Below are 24,696 nucleotides of genomic sequence, written 5' to 3'. Positions count from 1 at the left end.
TGATCGTCGGCGTCGGCGGCGGCCTGGTCCGCCCCATGCAGGGCCGCTGGGAGAACTGGCTGACCCGCGCCGAGCAGGAGTCGCAGGCCATCGCCGACCACGCCCGCGCCTACCAGGCCGGGCGGCGCGACGTCGCTGCGATGCCGACCATGCCGCCGCCGGCCCAGCCGGTCACCAGCCACGGCGCGGAGGCCAGCAACGAGGCCACCATGGTCCTGCCCGAGGCCGGTCGCGCCAACAACTACCGCTGACCGGACGTACGCCACGTTCGGCGCACGGTCCGCTGCGTGCCGACGGCCCGGGGTACGGAGGGTGCCCGATCACCCGCCGTACCCCGGGGGTCCGTCAGCGGACGGTCAGGGTGCCGACCGCCGGGAGCGGCGCCACCACCGGCGGCAGCCGCTTCGGCTCACCCCGGCCGGGCGCACCGTCCCGGGCCAGCGCGTTCTTCGACGCCTCCGCCCGGGTGACCGCCGGCTCGTCCTGGAACGGCTGGGCGTCGCCGGTGCAGAGCGTGCCCCTGGCGGGCAGCGTCCCACTCAGCAGGTACGCGTCGACCGCGCCCGTCACGCAGGCCGAGGTGCCGTAGGCGGTGTGCCCCCAGCTGTCGCTGCTCAGCAGCCGGCTGTTCGGCAACAGCTTCGCCGAGCCGACCGCGCCCTGGTAGTTGGTCGCCGGGTCCCAGTAGTTGCCGACCACCAGCACCGGAGCAGCGGTGGTCCGGTTGAACGGGCCGGTCCAGGCATCCTCGTCGCGCACCGTCCAGGTGTTGCGGGCGCAGGGCGCGGTGCCCCAGGCCCAGGCCCGGCCGAAGTACGGCGCCCGCTTGTCCTCCCTGGCCGACAACGCCGGCCAGGCGTCCGCGCTCGTCGGGTGGTACGCGTCGGTGCAGTCCACCGTCAGGAACGTCTCCAGCCCGTTGTCGTACGGGAAGTCGTAACCGCGCTGCTCGCGGGCCTGGGCGGCCCGCCGGGCCACCGCGGAGCGCGCCTTCGCCGTGGCGGACGCGGCGGCGGCCGGGTCGGTCAGCACCAGCAGCTCAGCGGTGAGCTCCACGACGTACTGCCAGCCGTTGGGGTCGTAGAGGTTGCCGAGGGTGGCGCCCACGAAGTCGGCGTAGCTGACCGTGAACTGCCCGAGGTCCGGGTCGTCGACCACCAGCGGCTTCTTGCGCAGCCGCTGCGCCACCGTCTCGTACGTGGCGACCGGGTCGCCGCCGGAAGCCAGCGCGCACTTCTCGGCGCCGGCCCTGCCGCACCGGACCAGGATCTCGTGCAGCGCGTGGTACGCGCCGTCGGCGCTGCGCAGTCGGGTCTCCTGGAGCTGGTTGCGGGCCTTGCCCTGGCCGACCCAGGCGTTCGGGTTGAGCACCCCGTCGACCACCAGGGCGCGGAACCGGTCCGGGAACATGTTGGCGTAGTACTGGCCCAGCGCGGTGCCGTAGCTGAAGCCCAGGTAGCTGAGCTTCTTGTCGCCGACCGCGCGGCGCAGAACGTCCATGTCGCGGGCCACCTCGGCGGTGGACGCCGCGCCGGTCAGCGGCCGGCCGGTGGTCGAGCAGCCCCTGCCGACCGCCTTCGACGCGGCGACGTACGCCTTCTCCTCGGCCTTCGTGTAGGGGAAGGCGACCTTCAGCCCGGCGTAGGCCCGGGTCTGGTCCTTCACCGACGGGAAGCACTTGACGTTGTCGCTGGAGGCGACGCCACGTGGGTCGACGCCGACGATGTCGAAGCGGTCGAGCAGGTCGTCGCCGAGGAAGTAGGGCGCGGCGAGCGCGATGCTGGTGCCGGAGCCGCCCGGGCCGCCCGGGTTGAGGAACAGGCTGCCGACCTTGTGCTGCTGGTCGCGCGCCTTGACCCGGAGCACCGCGACCTCGGTGGTGGCACCCTTCGGGTTGTCGTAGTCCAGCGGGAGCCGGACCGTGGCGCACTCGGCGTAGTCGTAGCAGGCGTACCAGCCGAGCTTCGGCGTCGGCACGCGGTCGACCCGGCGCGCCTCGACGGCGCTGGTCCGGTCGTACGCCGCCGGCTGCGGCGTGCGGGTCGCGGCCGCGGCGGGCGCGACCGCCGATCCGGCGAGGACGATGCCGGCGATCCCTGTTGCGGTGAGGGACCCGATTGCACGTGGCATGTGGCTGCCTTCCGGTGGGGAACGGGGTCCGTCGAGGAGACCTCGACCCCCGTCACTTTAGGGATCACGCCCCACCGGAGTCGCCCGCCAAACGCGGACAGAAGCGACAGATTGCCGATTGATGTAACAGAATCTTCTTGATCGACGCTTTTGCCATCCTCCTGGCTGGAGGATGACCTGCCCGGTAACGGGTCCGACGGGAAGCCGTCCCGGTCCGGCGGTTGACAGGTCGACGCTCTGGGCCATGCTTGTCGGGTGAGTTCGTTCCCGAAGCCCGATGCGCGGGTCAAGGCCGTCGTCGCGTCGCTGGCGGCGGTGGCGGCGCTGGCGACGCTGGTGGTGTGGCGCCCCGCCGGCATCCTGTCGGTGGTGCTGGCCCTGATCTGCGTCCTGCTCGGCATGGTCGCCGGGGTGACCGTGACGGCTGCCCGGCAGGCCCCTCCCCGCGCCGACACCCCGACCGAGGAGTGGCCGGTCCCCGCCGGGTACGGAGTGGACGCCGACACGCTCGAGGCGATCGACCCCCGGGCGGTGCGGCGGCTCCGCACGCCCGTCGGCGGCTACGCGGGTGACGCCGACACGCTGGAGGCGATCGACCCGCGGGCGGTCCACGACCTGCGGGCGGCCGGCGGCGGATACCCGGTGGACGCCGAGACGCTGGGGACGCTCGATCCCCGAGCGGTGCGGGAGCAGCGGGCGGCGAACGGGGTCAGCGACCGGTGAGGGTGGGCACGGCCAGCGCGTCCACGCCGCGCCCCGCCAGGCACCGATAGGTGCGGTCCAGCTCCGGCCCGACCGGCGGCAGCACCTCGAGGTTCCAGCCGGTCACCTGCCGGAGGCCGCTGGTCAGCCGGAACGTGCCGAGGTTGCAGACCTGCCGGACGGCCGGGTCGGCGACCACCGCGTCGTGGCCCGCCCCGGCCAGCGCGGCCGGCAGGTCGCCCTCGGCGTAGGTCTCCCAGGTGTGCCGCCCGTCGCAGGGCACCCGGGTCGCCTCGGCCCGGTCGCGGCGCAGCCGCACCGGGCCGTAACACTCCAGTTCGGACGCGCAGTGCGCGCCCGCCGGCAGTCGGACGTCCCCGGCGGCGCAGCCGGGCAGCACCTTCGCCCCGGACGTCTCCACCGCCCCGCTGGCCACCGGCGTCGGCGACACCACGGTCGGCGCGCCGCCGGCCAGCCAGGCGCCCACGCCGGCCGAGGCGGCGAGCGCGAGCACCCCGGCCCCGCCGAGGAACCAGCGACGCGGCCAGCGCCGACCGCGGTTCGGCACGGTCGGGTGGGTGTCGTCCGTCGGCGGTCGCGGGCCCGGCTGGCCGGTGCGGGTCAGCGGCTGGCCGCCCGTGGTCGGGCCGCCGCTGACCGGCGAGCCCGGGTAGGGTGCGCCGCTCACCGGCGCGGCGCCCGGGTCGAGCGGGAGCGCGGCGAGCATGGCCCGCAGGTCGACGGCGGACGGACGCTCACCCGGGTCGTTGGACATGCCCAGCCGCAGCACGTCGATGAGCTCGTCGGGCACGCCGGGCAGGCCGGGGATCGGCTGCTGGAACATTTCCAGCACCGTGACCAGGCTCGGGTTGCGCTCGGACTGCCAGCGCGGCGGGCGGCCGTGCATCACCGCGTAGAGGGTGGCGCAGAGGGCGTAGACGTCGACGGCCGGGCTGGGCGGGCTGTGGCTGAACATCTCCGGCGGCGCGTACGCCGGGGTGAGCACCTCCAGGGTGACCGAGGCGTCGCGCACCTCGGCCAGCACCGCGAGCCCGAAATCGGCCAGCACCGCCGGGTTGAAGTGCGAGTAGAGGATGTTGGCCGGCTTCACGTCCCGGTGCAGCACCCCGGCCGCGTGTGAGTGGGCCAGCGCGTCGGCGATCTTCACACCGAGGTCGCGGGCCTCCACCGCGCCCAGCGGGCGCCGGCGCATCCGCTCCGCGTACGAGCCGTCGCAGAGCTCCATGATCAGGTAGGGGTGCTGGTCGATGGTGACCCCGACGTCGAACAGGTCCACCACGTGCGGGTGCGAGGACATCTTGCCGGCGGCCCGCGCCTCGCGCAGGAAGCGCGCCTGGTCCCGCTCGCTGTCCAGCGTGCGGTTCTCCACCTTGACCGCGACCTCACGCCCCACCGAGATCTGGGTGGCCCGGTAGACGGTGGCGTAGCCGCCCCGGGCGAAGACCTCCAGGTCGGTCAGACCGGGCACGATGGGCAGCCGCAGGGCGCCGGGCGGGGTCTCGGTCACGACTCGAAAATACCCAACGGTTCCGGTCGCTCAGCGCACCGCGTCGGTCGCCGGAACCGGGCCCAGGCCCGGAGCGGCGTCGTCCGCCGCACCCGGACCGGCCGGCCCGGCGGCCGCCCGGCGGGCGTCCCACCACAGGCCGACGGCGGTCGCGACCGCGCCCAGGCCCTCCCAGGCGGCCACCCCGAAGAACCGGCCCGGCGCGACGTCGGAGAGCACCGCGATGGTGAAGACGGTGAAGGTGACCAGCCGGAACCAGACGGTGAACCGGTAGAACGGCCGCCACTCGGTGGCCACCGCGAGCAGGTAGTAGACCCCCATGTTGAACGAGGCCATCGAGGACGCGGTGAGGAACGTGCCGGTGTAGTCACCCGGGGCGCGCTCGGCCGGCACCTCGAAGCCGAGCAGGCGTAGCTGCGTCTCGGGCCAGATCAGCCCCAGCGCGCCGAGCAGCAACGCCAGGAGCCCGAAGACCGCGATCGTCCAGCCGGCGCCGGAGCGCGGCAGCCTCATCGTTCCTCCCCATGTGCGGCCGTCGGCGGGACGGCCCCTCAACGCCCTCACGCTAACCGCCCACTCCGACGGACACATCCCCGGAACCGGCAGAACCGGAGGCGGGATCAGCCGCCGGCGAGGCGGGCACGGAGCGCGTCGGCGACGCCCCGCTCACTGCGCTGCTCGGTGGCGTACGCCAGCCGCACCGCCTCCTCGGCGCTGGCCAGCGCCTCGGCCGGGCGGCCGCAGGCGGCCAGCGCCTCGGCCAGCACCATCCGCGCGATGACCTGGCTGCGCACGTCCTCAGCCGGGGCGGACACCGCCCGCTGCGCCCAGTCCAGCGCCTGCTCGCGCTGGCCGTGGGCGAGCAGCGCGGACGCGTACCGGGCCATGGTCTGCCGGCGGGAGAAGAGCAGCGACGGGCTGTTGGCGGCGGTGGTGGCGACCGGGGCGAGCAGCCCCACGGCGGTCGCCGGGTCGCCGGCGGCGAGCCGGGCCATGGCGAGCAGCACCCGGGGCGCCACCTGGGCGGGGGCCTGCGGGTTGTGCGGCTCCACAGTGGTCAGCACCGACCGGGCCTCCCGCTCGGCGGTTTCGGCGTCGCCCATGTCCAGCGCCACGAAGCCGCGCATCGTCCCGGCCATCCCGGTGAGCAGCGGGTGCGCGGTGCGGTCGGCGTACTCGAGGGCGTCGGTGAGCAGGTCGGCGGCGTGCTCCGGCTCGCCCAGCCCGCGCGCCACCACCCCGCGCACGACCAGCGCGAAGCCCTGCCCCCAGTCGTCGCCGACCTCGGCGAACTCGCGGTACGCCCGGCGCGCCGCACGGTCCGCCTCGGCCAGCTCGCCCAGCTCGGCGGTGGCGTACGCCTCGACGGCGCGGAGCGTGCCCACCGCCCACGCCTCGCCCACCCGCTCGCCGAACGGCAGGAACACCTGCGCCATCCGGCACGCCTCGCGGAGCCGGCCGGCGAGCAGCCGGGCGAACGCCGTGGTGCCGCGCAGCCAGGCCCGCCCGTACGGGTCCTTCAGCTCGGCGAAGAGCCGGGCGGCCCGGCCGAGCACCGCGTCGGTGCCGGCGAAGTCGCCCCGGGTGGTGGTCACCCAGGCCAGGTTCTGCAACGACCAGGCCTGCCCGCGCGGGTCCTTGGCGGCGAGGCTGACCTGGTAGGAGGCGGCCAGTCGGCTGCTCGCCTGGCCCAGCCGGCCGGCGATGAAGTCGGCCATGCCGAGCCGGCGCATCGCCGAGGCGCGCATGGTCGGCAGGTTGGCGGCCGTGGCCACCTGCAACGCCTCCTGCCAGCTCCGCTCGGCCCGGGCGGCGTCGCCCAGGGTCTGGTGGGCCTGCCCGGCCAGCAGCAGGGCGCTGGTCCGGGTGGCCGCCGCGTCCCCGGCGTTGGCGGCGATCTTCTCGGCGAAGGCGAGCGCGTCGGTCGGGCGGCCGATCTGGAGCAGCGCCCGGGCGTGCACCACCCGGTCGGCCAGCGGCACCCCGTCGCGGGCCAGCTCGGCGGCGCGCTCGGCGTACTCGACGGCCAGCGCCGGCTCCCCCGACCGCAGCGCGCGGCGGGCGGCCCGGCCCAGCGCGGCCACGCCCAGCGGGACCACCGCCCGGGCCGGCGCGTCCGGGCGGAGCTTGACCGCGTCGGCGAGCCCGGCGGCCCGCTCGACGTGCTCGGCGACGAAGTCGTCCCGGGCGGACTCGGTGAACCCGCCCGGCGGTGTGGTGCCGCCGGTGGCGCTCTCCGGTGCGGCCCACCGGGCCAGCGCGGCGTGCCGCTCGGCCAGTTCGGCCTTGCTCACCCCCGCGTACGCGGCCTCCCGCATCAGCGGGGTGGCGAAGGCGAACCCGGTGCGGGTGCGGTGCAGCATGCGACGTTGCAGCAGCTCCTCCACGGCCCGGTCCAGCTCGACCGCGGCCACGGCGGCCGGCCGGCCGTCCCGCCCGACGCGCTGCTCGCGAAGCGCCTCCAGCGCGCCGCCGGGCACGGTGTCGCCGACCACCGCGGCGTCCCGCAGCACCGAGCGGGCGTCCGGCGGCAGCGCGTCGATACGCGCGGCGAGCACCGCGGCCAGGTCCCGGGAGAGCAGCCGGCTGCCCAGCGAGCCGGGCGCCAGCCGCCAGCCGACGTTGGCGTCCCGCCCCGGGCCGGCGGTCAGCGCGCCGCGCTCCATCAGCAGGGTGACCAGCTCGGCCAGGTAGAACGGGTTGCCCTGGGCGGTGGCGAGCAGCCGGTCCGCGTCGGTCGCCGACAGCTTGCCGCCGCTCAGGTAGCTGGTGAGCAGCCGGGAGGCGTCGGCGCCGCGCAGCGGGGGCAGCGCGTGCACCTCGGCGTCCGCGACCCGGGTCAGCGCGCCGGCGGTCCGCACCAGCTCGGGCCGGCCGAGCAGCAGCACCAGCACCGGGCCGCTGAGCCGGTTGAGGGTCAGCGCGAGCGCCTTGATCGTCTCGGCGGTGGCGTCGTGCAGGTCGTCCACCACGATCACCAGCGGCGCCTCCAGGGCGAGCGCGCTGAGCAGTTCGGCGACCGCGTTGGGCACCGCCTCGGCGTCCGGTGGCGGGGAGGCGACGTTCCACTCGCCGTTCTCGGCGGCGGCGGGGAGTTCGGCGTACCCGAGCAGGGCCAGGAGCTGGTCCACGGCGAGCGGGGGCAGGTCGCCGGGGAGCCGGCCGAGCCGCTGCCCGAGCCGGCGCAGCCGCTCCTCGACCGCCGGCCGGGTGAGCGCGGTGGCGGGGTCGTTGGGCAGGCCGACCGCCGCGCGGACCAGGTCGGCGAGGGGGGCGAGCCGGCGCCGCTCGCCGAACGCGGCGCAGCGGACGGAGAGCACCCGGGCGCCGGTGTGCGCGGCGTAGCGGCCGGCGCCGACGTCGTAGCCGGCGGCCAGGCGTTCCACCTCGGCGGCGAAGCGGGACTTGCCGATCCCCGCCTCGGCGGTCATCAGCAGCACCCGGGGCTCGGCCCGGTCGATCACTTCGGCGAGCCGACCGGCGACCCGGCCGATCTCGGTCTCCCGGCCCACGAAGGGCGCCTCGTCGCCGAGACCGGACCGGGTGCCCGGCGCGTCCAGCAGGCCGAGCAGCTCGTACGCCTCGACCGGCTCGCGCTTGCCCTTGAGCCGCAGCGGGCGCAGCGCCCGCCAGGAGGCGACGTGCCGGGTGGCGGCGGAGGTGCGCGCGCCCGCGTAGACCGCGCCGACGGCGGCGGCGTCGGCGAGCCGGGCGGCGGTGTTCACCGTGTCGCCGATGACGGTGTACTCGATGGCGGCCTGGATGCCGGCGATCACGTCGCCGGTGTTCAGCCCGACCCGCAGGCCGAGCGGCGCGCCGCCGCCCCGCTCGTCGTCGAGCACCCGGCGGACGGCCCGCTGCATGGAGAGCGCGGCCCGGACGGCCCGCTCGGCGTCGTCCTCGTGCGCCACCGGCGCGCCGAAGACCGCCATGATCCCGTCGCCGGTGAGCTTGTCGACGTGCCCGCCGAAGGTCTTGACCGCGCCGGCCAGGGCGGCCAGCACCCGGTCGGTGACCGCGCCGACCCGTTCCGGGTCGAGGTCCTCGGACCAGGAGGTGAAGTCGGAGAGGTCGCCGAAGAGCACGGTGACGACCCGCCGCTCGGCGGCGGGCAGCGTGGCGGCGGCCGGCAGCGCGGCACCGCAGTTGTGGCAGAACCGCGCGCCGGGTACGGCGACGGTTCCACACACCGGGCAGGTCACGGTTGCTCCAACCCCGCAGCCCCGGCGCCGGATTCCCGGGCGGGCACCCCGAGGTACTCCAACTGGGCCCGGACCGACCATTCGGCGGCCCACCACAGCGACCGGTCGACGTCCGCGTAGACCCGCTCGACCACCTCGGGCGCGGTGGTCGCGCCGGCGGCCACCGCCGCCCGGACCTGGTCGAGCCGGGCCCGCCGGTGGGCCAGGTAGAAGTCGGCCGCCGCGCCGCAGTCGGCCAGCGCCGGGCCGTGCCCCGGCAGCGCCGGGATCCCCCGGTACGTGCCGAGCAGTTCCAGGCTCGTCAGGTAGTCGCCGAGGTGCCCGTCCGGGTGGGCGACCACGGTGGTGCCCCGCCCGAGGATGGTGTCGCCGGTGAGCACGACCCGCTCGTCGCCGTGCCCGACCAGGAAGCAGACCGAGTCGGATGTGTGCCCGGGGGTGGCCAGCAGGCGGATCTCCAGGCCGGCGTCGAGCGCGGCGTCCGGGGTCAGCGGCGCGCCGCCCACGGTGTGCGCCGGGTCGGCCGCGAGGACCGGCACCCCGCCGAGCAGCTCGCTCAGCCGCGGCGCGCCCTCGGTGTGGTCGCCGTGCCCGTGGGTGATCAGCACGAAGCCGACCGGGCCGTGCGCGGCGAGCGCGGCGAGGTGCCCCTCGTCAGCCGGCCCGGGGTCGACCACCACGGCGTGCTCGGCGCCCGGGGCGCGCAGCACCCAGGTGTTCGTGCCATCGAGCGTCATCGGCCCCGGGTTCGGGGCGCGCACCAGCGTCACCCACTCCGGCAGCTCGTCCGCGAGCGCCCCTGCGGCTCCGGTCACAGGCCCCATGGCAGCGATCGTACGACCCCGCCCGCCACTCCCCGCGATCTTGCGGTTCCGCCAGGTGTTATGTCCCCCCGCGGGCCATCTGCCCACCGGGAAACCGCAAGATCGCGGGTACGGAGCGTCAGGCCACCTCGACGATGACCTCGACCTCGACGGGGGCGTCGAGGGGCAGCTCGGCCACGCCGACCGCGCTGCGGGCGTGCCGGCCGGCCTCGCCGAAGACGGCGCCGAACAGCTCGGAGGCGCCGTTGACCACGCCGGGCTGGCCGGTGAAGCCGGGCGCGCTGGCCACGAAACCGGTCAGCTTCACGATCTTGACCACGTTCTCCAGGCCGACCAGCGAGTCGATCGCGGCGAGGGCGTTCAGCGCGCACCGCTGCGCCAGGTCCTTCCCCTGCTCGGCGGAGACGCCGTTGCCGACCTTGCCGGTGGCGAGCAGCTTGCCCTCGGCGAGCGGGAGCTGGCCGGAGACGTAGACGTGCTGCCCGGACTGGACGGCCGGCACGTAGCTGGCCAGCGGCGCCGCCACCTCGGGCAGGGTCAGGCCGAGTTCCGCGAGCTTCGCGTGCGGTCCGTTGCTCATGCGATGCCGTCCTTCGTTCGCGACTGCGGGGCTCGCAAACCCGGCTCACTCCTCGCGCTCACGGCATCAGCCCTTCGGACGCTTCAGGTAGGCGACGAGCTGCTCCGGGTTCGGGCCGGGAACCACGGAGACCAGCTCCCAGCCGTCCTCGCCCCAGTTGTCGAGGATCTGCTTGGTCGCGTGGACCAGCAGCGGGACCGTGGCGTATTCCCACTTCTGCATCGAGTCAAGGCTCCCTTGCCTGGCATGGACTTCGGTCAGGCACAGCCTACGGTCCGGCGCCGCTACGGGGACGCGGGACGCTGCTCGGGCGGACCGGACGGCTCGCCGCAGGGGCCCTCGTGGTCGTACCACTGGGGGCACCGGGTGCGGTCGGGCAGCAGCAGGTCGCAGAAGACCCGGTGCCGGTTGTTCTGGTCGTCGGCGGTGGAGACGGTGGTCTCGCCGGCGTCCAGCTCGCCGAGGAAGCCCAGCGAGGTGGCCACGGTGCCGGCGAGCGCGGTGGCCGCCGCCAGGTCGGGGACCCGGACGGGCAGGTGGATGACGTAGCCGGGCTCCTCCTCGTCCCGTCCCCGCCCGCCCGGCCGGACCAGGGCGCGGACCAGCTCGGCCGGCGGCCGGTACGACCGCTCGTTGAACGGCACTCCCGTGCCGGGCCCCTCGGCGTCGCCGGGCCGTCCCGCCCGGTCGCCGGGGGGAAACTGGGCTCGGGGAATGTTCTCCGCGTCGCGCATCCGCTGCCTCCGGGCCTCGTACCTGTTCACAGTCACCACCATCCGGCTCGGAACCCATGCCCGGTCCGGCCCCCGCGTCGCGACGAACGTAGGACCTGGGAGGAGTCCCGGCAACGGGACGCGCACGTCCGGTCACCTCCAGTCACATATGCGACACATTCCCGATCCGGAAGGCGACGGCGGATTCACGTTCGACGCGGCACGGCACGGCGTACGCGGGGCTGGCAAGCCGCCCGCCGACCGCTACCCTTCCCGTCTGGACGAGCGCCCACGCTCGCCCGCCACGCTCGATCACGTGTCCGTCGCCTGGGGCGGCGGCGGCGCGCCGCACTCCGGGGGACGACATGACCCAACCGCCCATCGGTGGCGCCACCGGCTCGCCCGGCGATCCCGGCCACCACGAACCGCCCGCCGGCGCCATGCCGGCCCCCGGGGCCCTGCCCGCGCCCGGCTACCCGCCGTACCCACAGCAGCCGGCGGCCCCGAAGAAGCGGCGCGGCCTGCTGATCGCCTCGATCGTGCTGGCTGCGGCGATCCTGCTCTGCGGCGGTGGCGGCACGGCCGCGTTCCTCACCCTGCGGCAGGCCGAGGACGGCCAGGGCGCCAAGGAGCCGACGGTCGCGGTGGACGGCTTCCTCACCGCGGTCTACCAGGACCGGGACGCCCGCAAGGCGGCCACCTTCGTCTGCTCCGCGTCCCGGGACGACGAGAAGATCGCCGCCAAGATCGCTGAGGTGCAGAAGTACGCCGGTCGGTATCAGAACCCGCGGTTCCGCTGGACCACCCCGAAGGTGGACAACCAGACCGGGGAGCGGGCCACGGTCAGCACCAAGGTCACCATGACCACCGCCGACGAGAAGGTGGCCGACCAGGAGCTGCGCTTCACCGTGGTGCAGAAGACGGGTTGGTGGGTCTGCGAGGTCGGCTGACCGCGGCGGCTGGATAGGCTCGACGGGTGGCAGCGACTGAGCAGCCGGCCGATTCCGCCGGCAGATGGCCGGCCCGCCTGCACGTGGTGACCGGCAAGGGCGGCACGGGCAAGACCAGCGTGGCGGCGGCGCTGGCCCTCGGGCTGGCCGCCGGCGGCCGGCGCACCCTGCTGGTCGAGGTGGAGGGGCGGCAGGGCATCGCCCAGCTCTTCGGCACCGATCCACTGCCCTACGAGGAGCGACACCTCACCGAGGCGCCGGGCGGCGGTGAGGTGCGCGCCCTTGCGGTGGACGCCGAGGAGGCGCTCCTCGAGTACCTGGACATGTTCTACAAGCTCGGCGCGGCCGGCCGGGCGCTGCGCAAGCTGGGCGCCATCGACTTCGCCACCACCATCGCCCCGGGCCTGCGGGACGTGCTGCTCACCGGCAAGGTCAAGGAGGCGACGACCCGGACCAGCGGGCAGCGTCGGGCGTACGACGCCGTGGTGCTGGACGCACCGCCGACCGGGCGCATCGGCCGCTTCCTCAACGTCACCGCGGAGACCGCCCGGCTGGCCAAGATGGGCCCGATCAAGACCCAGAGCGACGGGGTCTCCGCGCTGCTCCGCTCGCCGATGACCGCGGTGCACGTGGTCACGCTGCTGGAGGAGATGCCGGTCCAGGAGACCGTCGACGCGATCGCCGAGCTGACCAATCTCGGCTTCCCGGTCGGCCGGGTGATCGTCAACGGTGCCCGGCCCCCGGTGCCGGCCGGCCGCCCGGTGACCGCCGCCGAGCTGAAGCGCGGGCTGGCCGCCGCCGGCCTGCCGACCGACGCCCGGACCGTGTCGGGACTCGCCGCGGAGGCCCGTGACCAGCAGGTACGCCGGGAGCTGGAGGATTCGCTCCGCGCCGACCTGGTGGAGCTGGGCCTGCCCCTGACCGAGCTGCCGCTGCTGCCCGCCGGGGTCGACCGCGCCGGGCTGGAGGCGCTGGCCGAGACGCTCGTCCGGGCGGATTGACTCACACCTGCGGCCGGCACGGAGCAGAGAGACCCTCGAGACCGATACGCTCGATTGGTGCCTTCCGAAGACGCGGCGCCACCGCTGGACGTCGACCAGATCCTCGCCGATCCGGGCGTGCGGATCGTGGTCTGCTGCGGGGCGGGCGGAGTGGGCAAGACGACCACCGCGGCCGCGCTGGCGCTGCGGGCGGCCGAGCGGCACGGGCGGCGGACGGTGGTGCTCACCATCGACCCGGCCCGCCGGCTGGCCCAGTCCCTCGGCCTGACCGAGCTGGACAACACCCCGCGCCAGGTCAAGGGGATCGACGTCGAGTCCAGCGGCGGCCAACTGCACGCCATGATGCTCGACATGAAGCGCACCTTCGACGACGTGGTGCTCCAGCACACCGATCCGGCGAAGGCGGCGGAGATCTTCGCCAACCCCTTCTACCAGGCCATGAGCTCCACCTTCGCCGGCACGCAGGAATACATGGCGATGGAGAAGCTGGGCCAGCTGCACGGCCGGGGCGAGTGGGACCTCATCGTGGTGGACACCCCGCCGTCCCGCTCGGCGCTGGACTTCCTGGACGCGCCGGCCCGGCTCTCCCGCTTCCTCGACGGCCGGATGCTGCGGCTGCTGCTCGCCCCGGCCCGCAGCGGCGGGCGGAGCATGTTCAGCTTCGTGACGGCCAGCTTCGGGATGTTCTCGAAGGTGGTGCAGAAGGTGATCGGCGCGCAGCTGCTCACCGACCTGTCCGGCTTCGTGGCCGCGCTGGACTCGATGTTCGGCGGTTTCCGGCAGCGGGCCGAGCAGACGTACCGCATCCTTCAGGCCCGGGAGACGGCGTTCCTGCTGGTCGCGGCCCCGGAGCCGGACGCGGTCCGGGAGGCCGCCTACTTCGCCGGCCGGCTGCGCGCCGAGCGGATGCCGCTGGCCGGCCTGGTGCTCAACCGGGTGCACCGGCCGGCGGTGCCGGAGCTGTCCGCGGCGGACAGCCTGGCCGCCGCCGAGCGGCTGGCCGGCGCGGGCGGGCACGAGGGCACGGCCGAGGTGCTGCGGGCGCACGCCGCGCTGGCCGAGCAGGCGGTCCGCGAGCAGCGGGTGGCGGCCCGGTTCACCGAGGAGTTCCCGGCAGTGCCGGCGGTGTCGGTGACGGCGCAGCCCGCCGACGTGCACGACGTCGACGGGCTGCGGACGATCGGCGAGGCGATCAGCCGGCGCTGAGGCGTCGACCGAACGGCGCGTCGGTCAGTTGGCCGTGGTCACGAGGACCTTGTCCCGACCGGCCTTCTCCTTGGCGTTCTTCTTCATGGCCGCCTCGAACATCTTGCGCCAGCTGGTCACCTGCGGGTGACGCCGCAGCAGCGCACGGCGCTCGCGTTCGGTCATGCCACCCCACACACCGAACTCGATCCGGTTGTCGAGCGCGTCGGCCAGGCACTCGTACCGAACTGGGCAGCTCCGGCAGATCCTCTTCGCCACGTTCTGTTCGGCGCCCTGTACGAACAACGCGTCCGGGTCCCCGTTCTGACACGCCGCCAGTGACGGCCAGTCAGTGATCATGCCCATCTGTACACGTCCCCCCTTGCAGTACCTACCGACTTCGCGCCACCAGCCGTCGAATTCCCCCCGGTCGTCCGGGCCGGCCTCCCCAGGGCGGCGCGGACGACGTGTGGCTGCTGTCGCCGCCACCATCATGCTGTGTAGTCGCCTGATTACGCAACGTTGTCGGCGAAATCCATCATTCCGGACACTCCCGGCTTCCCGGGCTTTCGCCCGCCGTCTACCCCGCCGGAGTGGGTGAAAACGCTGCGCCGCTCCCCCGTTCGGAGGAGACTTCTGCCAGGTTTCACGCAACCACGCACCGGGGTTCGTGCGTTTAGCACAACGAGACCGGCGCGCGCAGGAAATGGGGAAACTTCCCCGCGCGCCCCTCGTTCCCTACTCGCGTACCCTGTCGAGGTGACCTGGATGCGGAAACGTGACCACAACGTGCTGACCAACGCCGCATCGCTACTCATCTGTGGCCTGTTGGCCGGCGTGGTGGTCGCAGCGGCGGCCTTCCCCGCGGTGGCGATGTCCGGACTGGCAGCCAAGGCGGGAGCCGAAACCTTCGGCGCGCTGCCCAAGGAACTGACGGTGGCCCGGGCCCCGCAGATCACCTACCTGCTGGCCGCCGACGGCAAGACCCCGCTGGCCACGATGTACGACGAGAACCGGCGCGACGTGAAGCTCAAGGACATCTCGCCGATCATGCAGAAGGCCATCATCGCGGCCGAGGACCACGACTTCTACAAGCACAACGGCGTGGACCTCAACGGCGTGGCCCGGGCGTTCGTCAACAACCAGTCCGGGGCCCAGCGGCAGGGCGCGTCGACGCTCACCATGCAGTACGTCCGGCTGGCCATCTCCTACTCGGCCACCCACCCGGCCGACGTGGTGGCCGCGACCGAGGACACCAGCGCCCGCAAGCTGCGCGAGATGCGCTACGCGCTCCAGATCGACAAGGAACTCTCCAAGGACGAGATCCTCGAGCGCTACCTGAACATCGCCGCCTTCGGCAACGGCGCGTACGGCATCTACGCCGCCAGCCAGGTCTACTTCAACAAGCCGCCGAGCAAGCTCGACATCCAGGAGTCGGCCATGCTGGCCGGCATGGTGAAGGCGCCGACCGCGTTCGACCCCACCACCCCGATCGGCTACCCCCAGGCGGTCGACCGGCGCGACTACGTCATCAACAACATGGTGCAGATCGGTGCCATCACCCAGGAGCAGGCCGACCAGGCCAAGAAGATCAAGCTCAAGGTGGCGAAGAAGCGCACCCCGAACGGCTGCGTCGCCACCAACACCCGCTCCTGGGGCTTCTTCTGCGACTACTTCTACCGCTGGTGGCTCCAGCAGGAGACCTTCGGCTCCACCTCCTACGACCGGGAGCGGCGCCTGAAGAGCGGTGGCTACACCATCACCACCACGCTCGACGTGCAGGCGCAGAAGGCCGCCGACAAGGCGGTCCGCAACCACCTGAGTGAGGACAACAAGGCCGCCCGGATGGTGGCCGTCATCGAGCCGGGCAGCGGCCGGGTCCGCGCCGTCGCGGTCAACCGGAACTTCAAGCTCGACGACCCGGACCACCCGCAGAACAAGATCTCCAGCGACCCGAAGAAGGCCAAGAAGAAGATCCGGGGCAACCGCCCGAACACGGTCAACCCCCTGATCAGCGGCGGCGCCGGCATCACCGGCTACCAGGCCGGCTCGACCTTCAAGATCTTCACCCTGGTGGCGGCCCTGGAGAAGGGCTACCCGCTCGACTACACCATCAACGCGCAGCCGCAGTTCAAGTCGGAATACATCATCGACTCGGGCAACCCGGCCGCCTGCAAGGGCACGCACTTCTACTGCCCGCAGAACGCCTCGAAGTCGATGGCCGGCGTGCACAACATGTGGAGCGCCTTCGGCTTCTCCGTCAACACCTACTTCGTGGCGCTCCAACAGCAGGTCGGCGCGGAGAACGTGGTGAAGGCCGCCCAGAAGCTCGGCATCACCTTCCGGGCGTCGAACGACGCCAGCTTCGCCGCGGACAAGGACGCCGCGCACCAGTGGGGCGCGTTCACCCTGGGCGTCTCGCAGACCACCCCGCTGGAACTGGCCAACGCGTACGCCACCCTGGCCGCCGACGGGAAATACTGCGAGCCGATCCCGGTGCAGGAGATCCGCGGCCCGGACGGCGACAAGCTCGACATCGCCAACCCGCACTGCGAGCAGCGGATCAGCACCGAGGTGGCCCGGGCCGCCGTGGACGCGGCGCGCTGCCCGGTGGGTGACCACTCGTCGACCACCAAGTGCAAGACCGCCACCGCCGGCAACGTCCGCGGGATCGTCAAGGCGCCGGTGGCCGGCAAGTCCGGCACCACCGACTCGGACAAGACCTCGGCCCTCGTCGCCATGACGAAGCAGTACGCGGTGGCCGGCATCGAGGCCGACCCGGACTGGCCGCAGACCAACCAGAAGATGGGCCACGACGTCCCGAACGGCATCAACCCGGCGGTCTACGAGACGCTGCGGGACGCCATGAAGGGCAAGGAGCGGAAGGACTTCACTCCGCCGAGCGGGAAGATCGTCCTGGGCGACCAGCGGTCCATCCCTGGCGTGAAGTGCGAGTCCATCGAGACCGCCAAGTCGCGGCTGCGCGACGCCGGCTTCGAGCCGGTGGTGGCCAGCCAGAAGGTCCCGTCGGAGTGCCCGGTGGACACCGCGGCCGGCACCAGCCCGGACGGGCGCACCATCAAGGGCGGCGTGGTGACCATCGAGGTCAGCGCCGGTGGCGGTAACAAGCCGAAGCCCGGGCCCGGTGGGGTGATCGTCCCGCCGCCGGCCGGTCCCACGAAACCGGGACGACCACGCGGCTGACCCGAGCAGACGACAGCGGGCGGGCACCCACCAGGGGTGCCCGCCCGCTTCGTCGTAGCAGGGCGGTCAGAGACCGAGCTGCCGGCGTACCTCGGCGGCGACCCGGCCGCCCTCGGCCCGGCCGGCCACCGCGGCCTGGGCCGCCTTCATGGCCGGGCCCATCTGCGCCTTTCCGGTGAAGCCGCCCGCGGCGAGCGCCCCCGAGACCAGCTCGGCCAGCTCGTCGTCGGAGAGCTGCTTGGGCAGGTAGCGCTCCAGCACCTCGCCCTCGGCGGTCTCCTTGCCGGCCTGCTCGGCGCGACCCGCGTCGGCGAAGGCGGTGGCCGCCTCCCGGCGCTTCTTCGCCTCCTTGGTCAGCACGGCGAGCACCTCGTCGTCGCTGAGCTCGCGCTTTTCCCGGCCGGCGACCTCGGCGTTGCCGACGGCCGCGAGGGCCATCCGCAGCGTGGAGGTGGTCAGCTCGTCGCGCGCCTTGAGTGCGGCGCGCATGTCGGCGGTGAGACGGTCCTTCAGCGTGCTCATGGACGGTCAAACTACCCTGAAGGCCATGCGAAAGCGCACACTATTCCGGCTCGCGGCCGGGACCGTCGCCGCCGGCGCGGCCACCCTGGCGTACGCGTCGCTCATCGAGCGCAACATGTTCACCCTGCGCCGGTACGACGTACCGGTGCTCCCCACCGACGCCGAGCCGCTGCGCGTGCTGCACCTGTCGGACCTGCACATGATGCCCGACCAGCGGCGCAAGCAGGACTGGGTGGCCTCGCTGGCCGCCCTCGACCCCGACCTGGTGGTGGTCACCGGGGACAACATGGCCCACCCGGACGCGGTGCCGGGCGTGCTGCGCGCCCTGCAACCGCTGCTCGACCTGCCGGGCGCCTTCGTCTTCGGCTCCAACGACTACACCGGGCCGGTCCTGAAGAACCCGTTCACCTACTTCCTCCCCGACCGGGAGTACACCGAGGGCGTGCCGCTGCCGTACGAGGAGCTGCGCGACGTCTTCACCGGCGCCGGCTGGGCGGACCTCAACAACGCGCGGACCACCCTCAAGGCCGGGGGCCGGGAGATCGAGCTGGTCGGCGTGGACGACCCGCACATCGAGCGGGACGACTACCCGGCCGTGGGCGGGCCGGTCAGCCCGGGCGCGGCGCTCTCCATCGCGCTCGCCCACTCCCCGGAGCCGGCCGTGCTGGACCGGATGGCCGCCGACGGCTTCGGGCTGCTGCTCGCCGGGCACACCCACGGCGGGCAGGTCTGCGTGCCCGGGTACGGCGCGCTGGTGACCAACTGCGGGCTGCCCCGGTCGATGGCGCGCGGGCTGCACCGCTGGCCAGGCTCCGACTCCTGGCTGCACGTCTCGGCCGGCCTGGGCACCCACCCCACCGCGCCGGTGCGCTTCGCCTGCCCCCCGGAGGCCAGCGTCCTGACCCTGATCCCCCGCTGATCACACCGGCGCCGCGGCCGGGGGTACCGAGTTTGACCATCGGAGCGGGTGGGCTACTATTTGTCGGCACGCCTCGGGGTGTGGCGCAGCTTGGTAGCGCGCTTCGTTCGGGACGAAGAGGTCGTCGGTTCGAATCCGGCCACCCCGACCAGAGGTAAAGGCCAGGTGAGGACTCCTCACCTGGCCTTTTGCTATCCCCCGACGATCTTCTCCACCGGGATCAGACGGGGGCGCGCCGCGGGATGGCGACGCGCCCCCGGCGGTCAGACCAGTCGCTGGGAGCGGGTCGCGGTCACCGTCGCGGTGCCGCTGGTGGAGAGGCCCGAGATCAGGTACGCCCGGTAGGTGCCGTCCGCCAGCACCGTCCACAGGTCCGGCGTGCCGTCGGCGTTGATGTCGGCGGCCCAGAGGGTGCTGATCGCGACGCCGGTGTTCCAGTTGGCGGCCACCTGGTGCTGCGTGTAGGTCAGCGAGCCAGTGCCGTCGCCGTTGTCGACCAGGCTGACGCCGGTCCAGAGGTACAGGTCGCCGGTGCCGGCGTTGCGCAGGAAGAGCGCCGTGCCGGAGGCCAGCTCGGTCCCGGTGATGCTCCAGTTCTGCCAGTCGGTGTCACCGGCCGGAGTGCGGTTCGTCAGCGTGGTGTTGAAGATGACCATCCCGGGTGCACCCAGGTTCGGCAGGTAGCCGAGGTTGTACCCGTGCACCGGGTCCCCGTAGCGCCCGATCAGGTCCGGCATGCCGTTGTCATTGCCGTCCGCCCCGAACGCGTTCGCCAGCTCGAGGGGGGAGTTGCCGTTGGGGTCCAGGAGCTGCTCCCGCGCGATCGTGGCCTGGGACGCCCCGCCCTGGTAGGGGTTCTGCATGGTGCCGTCACCGGCGCCCGCGATGACACCTCCGCCGCCCGGGTTCACGCCCCCAGGCGTGTAGTACAGGAAGTCCTGCCGGTCGAGGCCCCAGAAGCGGCCAGTGATCACCTGCGCGCCGTCGAACTCCGTCGGCGAGCCGACCGTCCCGGTGCCGGTGCCGGCCTGACCGATGTTGGTGGCCGGGGTCTGCACCTTGCCGGTGCCGACGCCGGTCTTGCGGGACTTGACGCCCAGCGCGGACCAGACGCCGGAGCCGAGGCCGGTGCCGGGGCCGCCGGCGGCGACCAGGTCCGGCACGCCGTCGCCGTTGAGGTCCTTGTCGACCGGGCCGCCGCTGACGGTCGGCGCGGGCGCCGGCTTCGCGGCGGCCTGCGCCGGGAAGGCCGGAGCGAGGGCGGTCAGCGCGAGCGTCACGGGCGCGGTCCAGGCGAGCAGGCGACGCGGACTGAAAGGATGTGTCATTGCTTCCCCCCGTAGTTGAGGAATTTGCCGCCTGGACGGTAGTCGATCAGGGCGACAGCCACGGCCCGGTCTGGTGAGGGCTTCTGGGCCGTCAAGCGAGCAGCCTGCGATCCCGGTCCCGCTGGGGCGGGTGGAATCCCCCACGGCACCCCCGGGTGTTGCGGTAGAAGTTTGGAGTGAGCCGGACTCGGCTGGAGCAGTTCAGTGATGCGGTCTTCGCAGTCGCGATCACGCTACTCGCGCTGAACCTCGCGGTGGCCGGCCCGGGTCACGGCCCGCTCCTGCACCAGGTCGCGGACCACTGGCCCTCATTTGTCGCCTACCTGGTCAGCTTCGCCACGATCGGGCTCATCTGGGTCAACCATCACGCCCTCATCGTGAACGTCGCCGTCGTCGACCGGAACCTGGCCCTCCTCAACCTGGTCCTGCTGCTGTTCGTCGTCCTCATCCCGGTGGACACGGCGACGGTGGCCAAGTACCTCGCGCTGGGTGGGCACGACGCCCGTGTGGCGGTGATCCTGTATGCGGCCGCGTTCCTCGGGATGGCGCTGAGCTTCGCGGGGATCTTCGAATGGACCCTGCGTCCGGGGCGGCTCCAGCAGCCGGTGCCGGAGCGGGGCCGGTGGACGGCGCGGCTGCGGTTCGGGGCGTCGACGATCCTGTATCTGGCCGCGATCGCCGTCGCCTTTGCCAGCGCGCCGGTCGCACTGGCCATCATCGCCGCCGTCCCCGTCTACTACATCTTCGAACGCGCCCCGACGGTCGGCTCTCCCGCGCAGCGATAGCTGCGCCCGGCACGATGTGCACGCGCGGCGGTGGCTCGACCGCCTGCGGGACGAGGAGACGGTCCAGGGCGGCCACCGGACGGGCGGCACGCGTCCGGCCACGGGCGGTTGATCAAACTACCTGGCAAGGTTGATGCCATGGCCGCCATGATCCGATCCCGCCTGACCGATTGGACCACCCTCCTACCCCTGATCGCGGTCGTCGTGCTCGCGGCCACCTGGGGCCGGCACCTGCCCGGCCCGCTGATCGCGACGGTGGCCGCGTTGCTCGCCGGGGCCGTGCTGGCGGCCGTGCACCACGCCGAGGTGGTGGCGCACAAGGTCGGCGAACCGCTCGGCTCGCTGGTGCTCGCGGTGGCGGTCACCGTGATCGAGGTCGGTCTGATCGTCACGCTGATGATCAGCGGCGGCGACAAGACGCAGGCGCTCGCCCGGGACACGGTCTTCGCCGCCGTGATGATCACCTGCAACGGCATCCTCGGCCTGTCCCTGCTGCTCGGCGCGCTGCGGCGGCGGGTGGCGGTGTTCAACCCGGAGGGGACCGGCGGGGCGCTGGCCACCGTGGCCACGCTCGCCACCCTCAGCATGGTGGTGCCGACCTTCACCACCAGCCGGCCCGGTCCGGAGTTCTCCCCCGCGCAACTCACCTTCGCGGCGATCGCCTCGCTCGCCCTTTACGGCCTTTTCGTGATGGTGCAGACCGGCCGGCACCGCGACTACTTCCTGCCGGTCACGCAGGAGGGCAGCATCATGCCCGAGGACGCCGACGGCGGGCACGCCGATCCGCCGTCCACGCGTACCGCTCTGGCCAGCCTGGCGCTGCTGGTCGTGGCCCTGGTCGCGGTGGTCGGGGACGCGAAGACCATCTCCCCGGCCATCGAGGCGGGCGTCGAGGCGGCGAACCTGCCGCAGGCGTTCGTCGGCGTGGTTATCGCCCTGCTGGTGCTGCTGCCGGAGACCCTCGCCGCCGCCCGGGCGGCCCGCCGGGACCGCGTGCAGATCAGCCTCAACCTGGCGCTCGGCTCGGCCATGGCCAGCATCGGCCTGACCATCCCGGCCATCGCGCTGGCCTCGATCTGGCTGGACGGCCCGCTGCTGCTGGGGCTGGGCGGCACCCAGATGACGCTGCTCGCGCTGACCGCGGTGACCGGCGTGCTCACCGTGGTGCCGGGCCGCGCGACCGTGCTCCAGGGCGGGGTGCACCTGGTGCTGCTCGCCGCGTTCGTCTTCCTCGCGGCCAGCCCGTGACCGTCGCGGGCGGTCAGTCGTGCAGTTCGGTGCGGGCGACCTCGGCGAACGCCGCCGACAGGTGGTCGGCCAGGGGCCGTCCGGTGGCCGCGAGCAGGTCGGCGACGAGCAGCGGGGCGTGCCGGGCGATCGCGGCCGGGTCCGGCGGCGCGTCGTCGTCTCCCGGGTCGTAGACGCCGAGCGCGCTCGCCAGCAGCACCAGCAGCACGTGCGGGTCGACGTCGGGTCGCCAGGCCGCGGTGGACCGGACGCAGCGCTCCAGCACCTGGCGGACGTCGTCGCCGTCCAGCCCGTCCGGGTGGCTCTCCTCCAGCAGCAACCGGACCACGCCGCCGAGCACCAGCCCGGCCCGGTCCGCGGCGGCGAGCCGCTCGACCGCCGGCTCGTACGTCTCACCGTCGCGGTCGGCGGCGGCGGTCACGGCCTCCGTGGCGGCCTCGGCGATCTCCCGGGCGGATGCGGGGAGGTGGCGCCAGGTCGTGGTCACCGGGCCAGCATGGCAGACCGCACCGACAGGTCACCGGGCCGGCCGGAGTGTTTTGAGCTCGAATATCCGGGGCAACGAGATCCGCACCGTTGATCGAGCGGCAGGCGGCGCCCGACAGGCCGGAAGCGCTCGGTCGTACGTCATGACAGGACCGTGGCACGCGACGCGCGTACCGGAAATGGAGCTGGCCGTGAGCACACCGGAACTCACTCCGTTGTCCCTGGACGAGTTGGCCGCAGAGGCGGCGACCGCACTGCCCACGAAGGAGGTGATCTCTCTCCTCGACCTCAACGTGGACCTCGACCTCGGGCTGGATCTCGCGGCGCCGATCGACCTCGCGGTGGCCGCCAACGCCAACATCGCCGCCCCGATCGACGCCGCTGTGGGCGCCAACATCCTCTCCACGGGCTCGACCGCAGCCGCCCTGTCCGACCAGGGCGTCCTCATCGACCAGGCCATCTCCGGCCACGCGATCGCCACCGCCCCCCAGGACAGCGCGATCGACCAGTCCAACGACGTGATCGACGGCGGCACGACCGACCCGGGCACCACCGATCCGGGCACCACCGACCCCGGCACCGGTGACCCGACCGACGGGGACGTCACCGTCCCGACCGACCCGGCGTCGATGCTCGACGGCGACCTGCTGAACGTCGACGTCAACGTGGCCGTCGACGCCGACCTCGCCGCGCCGGTCGCCGGCGCGGTCGCCGCCAACGCCAACGTCGCGGCGCCGATCGATGCCGCCGTCGCCGCGAACGTCGCCTCGGTGGACTCCAGCGCCACCGCCATCTCCCAGCAGGACGCGATCATCACCCAACATCTCGACGACGTGACGGCGCGGGCCACGGCCGACCAGCAGGCCGAGATCACCCAGTAGCGCGATGAGTGTCATCTCGCCGTCCGACCCGATCACCTCTTCGGGGCGGGGCGCCGTCAACACGGTGCTCCGCCCTGCGGGGGATCCCCGACCGGAGCCGGACACCGCCGAGGCCACCGGATCCGACCCGCGGGAGGGCGTGCCCGCCCACGCGCCGGGACTGGAACTGCTGGGCGAACTGCCGGGCTCCGGATACCGCCAACCACCCGGGCTGGTACGGCGTGACGACGGCCAGACCTGCCAGCTCACCCGGCTGCTGTACCTCGTTCTCGAGGCGATGGACGGCCGGCGCGGCTACCGGGAGATCGCGGCGCTGGTGAGTCGAAGGATCGACCGTCTGGTCACCGCGGACAACGTCCGCATGCTGACCGAGCAGAAGCTGCGCCCGCTCGGGCTCATCGCACGGTCCGACGGCTCCGCGCCGACGGCGCGAAAGGCCAATCCCCTGCTGGCGCTGCGGTTCCGTCTCGTGGTCTCCAACCCTCGGGTGACCCGACGGATCACCCGGCCGTTCGCGGCCCTGTTCCGCCCACTGGTCGTCGCCCTCGTCCTGGTCGCCTTCCTGCTGTCCACCGGATGGGTGCTGTTCGAGAAGGGGCTCGCCTCCGCCACCCACCAGGTGTTCGACAAGCCGGGGCTGCTGCTGCTGGTCTTCGCGATCACCATCGTCTCGGCCGGCTTCCACGAGTTCGGGCACGCCGCGGCCTGCCGTTACGGCGGCGCCACCCCCGGCACCATGGGCGTGGGCCTGTACCTGGTCTGGCCCGCCTTCTACACCAACGTCGACGACAGCTACCGCCTGGGACGGGCGGGCCGGATCCGCGTCGACCTCGGCGGCCTGTACTTCAACGCGATCGTCGCGGTGGCGATCTTCGCCACCTGGGCGGTCACCCGGCGGGACGCGCTGCTGCTCGTCATCGTGGCCCAGGTGCTGCAGATGCTCCGGCAACTGGCGCCGTTCGTCCGCTTCGACGGCTATCACATCCTGGCGGACCTGACCGGGGTGCCGGACCTCTACGCCCGCATCAGGCCGACGCTGCTCGGCCTGCTCCCGACGCGGTGGAACCGCCCGGAATCCAAGGTGCTGAAGCCGTGGGCCCGGTTGGTGGTGACCCTGTGGGTGCTGATCGTGGTGCCCCTGCTCCTGATCACGCTGGTGCTCATGGTGACGGCCCTGCCCCGGGTCGTGGCGACCGCCTGGCAGGGCCTGCAGCGGCAGTCCGTGCTCCTGGTCGCGAACTGGGTGGACGGGGACGTCCCCAGCATCGGCGTCCGGCTGCTGTCCGTGCTCGCCATCTGCCTGCCCCTGCTCGGCACGGCGTACCTCCTGGTCCGGCTGGTGCGGCGGACCGTCCGCTCGGTCTGGCGGGCCACGGCGGGCCGGCGGCTGCACCGCGTCGGCGCGGTGGCGGCCGGCGGTGTCGGCGTGGAGTATGTGTCCAGGGCGCCCAGTCCGCCGCTGGACGGGCTGATCGACGACCTGCACGCCCTGCTCGCTGCGGCGAAGG

General features: G+C 73.3%; 21 protein-coding genes, 1 tRNA gene and 2 pseudogenes. 12 read left to right on the top strand and 12 right to left on the bottom strand.

Annotated elements, in window-relative coordinates:
- Positions 1-251: pseudogene (locus tag ABZV78_RS25600) on the top strand (hypothetical protein); the annotation flags it as partial.
- Positions 252-345: 94 nt separating this feature from the next.
- Here ABZV78_RS25600 and ABZV78_RS25595 read toward each other — a convergent pair.
- Positions 346-2,130 (bottom strand): alpha/beta hydrolase, encoded by a 1,785-nt coding sequence (locus ABZV78_RS25595; protein WP_355642468.1) that lies wholly within the window; start codon positions 2,128-2,130, stop codon positions 346-348.
- Positions 2,131-2,385: 255 nt separating this feature from the next.
- On the opposite strand from ABZV78_RS25595, the gene ABZV78_RS25590 reads away from it, so the two are divergent.
- Positions 2,386-2,853 carry a hypothetical protein gene (locus ABZV78_RS25590; protein ID WP_355642466.1) on the top strand — a complete coding sequence of 156 codons (468 nt, stop codon included), beginning with the start codon at positions 2,386-2,388 and terminating at the stop codon, positions 2,851-2,853.
- Here the strand turns inward: ABZV78_RS25590 and ABZV78_RS25585 are convergent.
- The 7 genes from ABZV78_RS25585 to ABZV78_RS25555 all read right to left on the bottom strand — a co-directional run bounded on the left by ABZV78_RS25585 (position 2,840) and on the right by ABZV78_RS25555 (position 10,700).
- The gene (locus ABZV78_RS25585; RefSeq protein ID WP_355642465.1) at positions 2,840-4,360 is read right to left on the bottom strand and encodes a protein kinase; all 1,521 of its coding nucleotides are present in this window, start codon (positions 4,358-4,360) and stop codon (positions 2,840-2,842) included. The two genes, ABZV78_RS25590 and ABZV78_RS25585, sit on opposite strands and share 14 nt — an antisense overlap.
- A gap of 30 nt (positions 4,361-4,390) precedes the next feature.
- On the bottom strand, positions 4,391-4,873 hold the full coding sequence (locus ABZV78_RS25580) for a hypothetical protein (protein WP_355642464.1): 483 nt from the start codon (positions 4,871-4,873) through the stop codon (positions 4,391-4,393).
- Between the two features lie 107 nt (positions 4,874-4,980).
- The gene (locus ABZV78_RS25575) at positions 4,981-8,562 is read right to left on the bottom strand and encodes an adenylate/guanylate cyclase domain-containing protein (protein WP_355642462.1); all 3,582 of its coding nucleotides are present in this window, start codon (positions 8,560-8,562) and stop codon (positions 4,981-4,983) included.
- Positions 8,559-9,386: an MBL fold metallo-hydrolase gene (locus ABZV78_RS25570; protein WP_355642461.1), complete on the bottom strand. Its 828-nt coding sequence runs from the start codon at positions 9,384-9,386 to the stop codon at positions 8,559-8,561. The genes ABZV78_RS25575 and ABZV78_RS25570 overlap by 4 nt, the downstream gene beginning before the upstream one ends.
- Before the next feature lie 118 nt (positions 9,387-9,504).
- Positions 9,505-9,966, bottom strand: coding sequence for a RidA family protein (locus tag ABZV78_RS25565; RefSeq protein WP_355642460.1), 462 nt, complete (start codon positions 9,964-9,966; stop codon positions 9,505-9,507).
- 66 nt (positions 9,967-10,032) lie between these two features.
- A complete protein-coding gene (locus ABZV78_RS25560) occupies positions 10,033-10,188 on the bottom strand; it encodes a DUF4177 domain-containing protein (protein WP_013289021.1) in 156 nt (51 codons plus the stop codon).
- Between the two features lie 62 nt (positions 10,189-10,250).
- On the bottom strand, positions 10,251-10,700 hold the full coding sequence (locus ABZV78_RS25555) for a hypothetical protein (RefSeq protein ID WP_355642469.1): 450 nt from the start codon (positions 10,698-10,700) through the stop codon (positions 10,251-10,253).
- Positions 10,701-11,044: 344 nt separating this feature from the next.
- Between ABZV78_RS25555 and ABZV78_RS25550 the strand changes: the two genes are divergently transcribed.
- From ABZV78_RS25550 to ABZV78_RS25540, 3 genes are read left to right on the top strand one after another with little or no spacing between them, the layout of a single operon-like run.
- Positions 11,045-11,629, top strand: coding sequence for a hypothetical protein (locus ABZV78_RS25550; protein WP_355642458.1), 585 nt, complete (start codon positions 11,045-11,047; stop codon positions 11,627-11,629).
- 26 nt (positions 11,630-11,655) lie between these two features.
- A complete protein-coding gene (locus ABZV78_RS25545; RefSeq protein WP_355642457.1) occupies positions 11,656-12,630 on the top strand; it encodes an ArsA-related P-loop ATPase in 975 nt (324 codons plus the stop codon).
- Between the two features lie 54 nt (positions 12,631-12,684).
- Positions 12,685-13,836: an ArsA-related P-loop ATPase gene (locus ABZV78_RS25540; RefSeq protein ID WP_355642456.1), complete on the top strand. Its 1,152-nt coding sequence runs from the start codon at positions 12,685-12,687 to the stop codon at positions 13,834-13,836.
- A gap of 24 nt (positions 13,837-13,860) precedes the next feature.
- Here the strand turns inward: ABZV78_RS25540 and ABZV78_RS25535 are convergent, their stop codons facing one another.
- Positions 13,861-14,181 (bottom strand): WhiB family transcriptional regulator, encoded by a 321-nt coding sequence (locus tag ABZV78_RS25535; protein WP_091266889.1) that lies wholly within the window; start codon positions 14,179-14,181, stop codon positions 13,861-13,863.
- A 402-nt stretch (positions 14,182-14,583) separates the two neighbouring features.
- Here ABZV78_RS25535 and ABZV78_RS25530 point away from each other — a divergent pair, with 402 nt between their 5' ends.
- Entirely contained in the window at positions 14,584-17,019 is a 2,436-nt protein-coding gene (locus tag ABZV78_RS25530; RefSeq protein ID WP_355642454.1) for a transglycosylase domain-containing protein, read from the top strand.
- 66 nt (positions 17,020-17,085) lie between these two features.
- On the opposite strand, the gene ABZV78_RS25525 is transcribed toward ABZV78_RS25530, so the two are convergent.
- Positions 17,086-17,541 (bottom strand): GatB/YqeY domain-containing protein, encoded by a 456-nt coding sequence (locus tag ABZV78_RS25525; RefSeq protein ID WP_313724044.1) that lies wholly within the window; start codon positions 17,539-17,541, stop codon positions 17,086-17,088.
- A 25-nt stretch (positions 17,542-17,566) separates the two neighbouring features.
- Here ABZV78_RS25525 and ABZV78_RS25520 point away from each other — a divergent pair, with 25 nt between their 5' ends.
- Together ABZV78_RS25520 and ABZV78_RS25515 are read left to right on the top strand one after the other, a co-directional pair.
- Entirely contained in the window at positions 17,567-18,460 is an 894-nt protein-coding gene (locus tag ABZV78_RS25520; protein ID WP_355642453.1) for a metallophosphoesterase, read from the top strand.
- Positions 18,461-18,534: 74 nt separating this feature from the next.
- Positions 18,535-18,611 (top strand) — tRNA-Pro (locus tag ABZV78_RS25515).
- A 112-nt stretch (positions 18,612-18,723) separates the two neighbouring features.
- Here ABZV78_RS25515 and ABZV78_RS25510 read toward each other — a convergent pair.
- On the bottom strand, positions 18,724-19,788 hold the full coding sequence (locus tag ABZV78_RS25510) for a hypothetical protein (RefSeq protein ID WP_355642451.1): 1,065 nt from the start codon (positions 19,786-19,788) through the stop codon (positions 18,724-18,726).
- A 176-nt stretch (positions 19,789-19,964) separates the two neighbouring features.
- On the opposite strand from ABZV78_RS25510, the gene ABZV78_RS25505 reads away from it, so the two are divergent.
- On the top strand, positions 19,965-20,573 hold the full coding sequence (locus tag ABZV78_RS25505) for a TMEM175 family protein (RefSeq protein ID WP_355642449.1): 609 nt from the start codon (positions 19,965-19,967) through the stop codon (positions 20,571-20,573).
- A 147-nt stretch (positions 20,574-20,720) separates the two neighbouring features.
- Positions 20,721-21,821 carry an ionic transporter y4hA gene (locus tag ABZV78_RS25500; RefSeq protein WP_355642447.1) on the top strand — a complete coding sequence of 367 codons (1,101 nt, stop codon included), beginning with the start codon at positions 20,721-20,723 and terminating at the stop codon, positions 21,819-21,821.
- Between the two features lie 13 nt (positions 21,822-21,834).
- Here the strand turns inward: ABZV78_RS25500 and ABZV78_RS25495 are convergent, their stop codons facing one another.
- Positions 21,835-22,308, bottom strand: coding sequence for a hypothetical protein (locus ABZV78_RS25495; protein ID WP_355642445.1), 474 nt, complete (start codon positions 22,306-22,308; stop codon positions 21,835-21,837).
- A 190-nt stretch (positions 22,309-22,498) separates the two neighbouring features.
- Here ABZV78_RS25495 and ABZV78_RS25490 point away from each other — a divergent pair, with 190 nt between their 5' ends.
- Positions 22,499-23,188 (top strand): hypothetical protein, encoded by a 690-nt coding sequence (locus tag ABZV78_RS25490; protein ID WP_355642444.1) that lies wholly within the window; start codon positions 22,499-22,501, stop codon positions 23,186-23,188.
- Positions 23,189-23,192: 4 nt separating this feature from the next.
- A pseudogene (locus ABZV78_RS25485) lies at positions 23,193-24,696 on the top strand (hypothetical protein); the annotation flags it as partial.

Origin of the sequence: Micromonospora sp. NPDC004540 (assembly GCF_040610095.1) — a bacterium.
GTDB lineage: Bacteria > Actinomycetota > Actinomycetes > Mycobacteriales > Micromonosporaceae > Micromonospora.
This window is presented reverse-complemented; position numbering and strand designations above follow the sequence as displayed.

Coding starts and splice junctions, on each gene's coding strand:
- ABZV78_RS25525 (WP_313724044.1), bottom strand. CDS start 17,541: ATGAGCACGCTGAAGGACCGTCTCACCGCCGACATGCGCGCCGCACTC.
- ABZV78_RS25570 (WP_355642461.1), bottom strand. CDS start 9,386: ATGGGGCCTGTGACCGGAGCCGCAGGGGCGCTCGCGGACGAGCTGCCG.
- ABZV78_RS25550 (WP_355642458.1), top strand. CDS start 11,045: ATGACCCAACCGCCCATCGGTGGCGCCACCGGCTCGCCCGGCGATCCC.
- ABZV78_RS25510 (WP_355642451.1), bottom strand. CDS start 19,788: ATGACACATCCTTTCAGTCCGCGTCGCCTGCTCGCCTGGACCGCGCCC.
- ABZV78_RS25560 (WP_013289021.1), bottom strand. CDS start 10,188: ATGCAGAAGTGGGAATACGCCACGGTCCCGCTGCTGGTCCACGCGACC.
- ABZV78_RS25530 (WP_355642454.1), top strand. CDS start 14,584: ATGCGGAAACGTGACCACAACGTGCTGACCAACGCCGCATCGCTACTC.
- ABZV78_RS25500 (WP_355642447.1), top strand. CDS start 20,721: ATGATCCGATCCCGCCTGACCGATTGGACCACCCTCCTACCCCTGATC.
- ABZV78_RS25535 (WP_091266889.1), bottom strand. CDS start 14,181: ATGGGCATGATCACTGACTGGCCGTCACTGGCGGCGTGTCAGAACGGG.
- ABZV78_RS25580 (WP_355642464.1), bottom strand. CDS start 4,873: ATGAGGCTGCCGCGCTCCGGCGCCGGCTGGACGATCGCGGTCTTCGGG.
- ABZV78_RS25555 (WP_355642469.1), bottom strand. CDS start 10,700: ATGCGCGACGCGGAGAACATTCCCCGAGCCCAGTTTCCCCCCGGCGAC.
- ABZV78_RS25595 (WP_355642468.1), bottom strand. CDS start 2,130: ATGCCACGTGCAATCGGGTCCCTCACCGCAACAGGGATCGCCGGCATC.
- ABZV78_RS25565 (WP_355642460.1), bottom strand. CDS start 9,966: ATGAGCAACGGACCGCACGCGAAGCTCGCGGAACTCGGCCTGACCCTG.
- ABZV78_RS25520 (WP_355642453.1), top strand. CDS start 17,567: ATGCGAAAGCGCACACTATTCCGGCTCGCGGCCGGGACCGTCGCCGCC.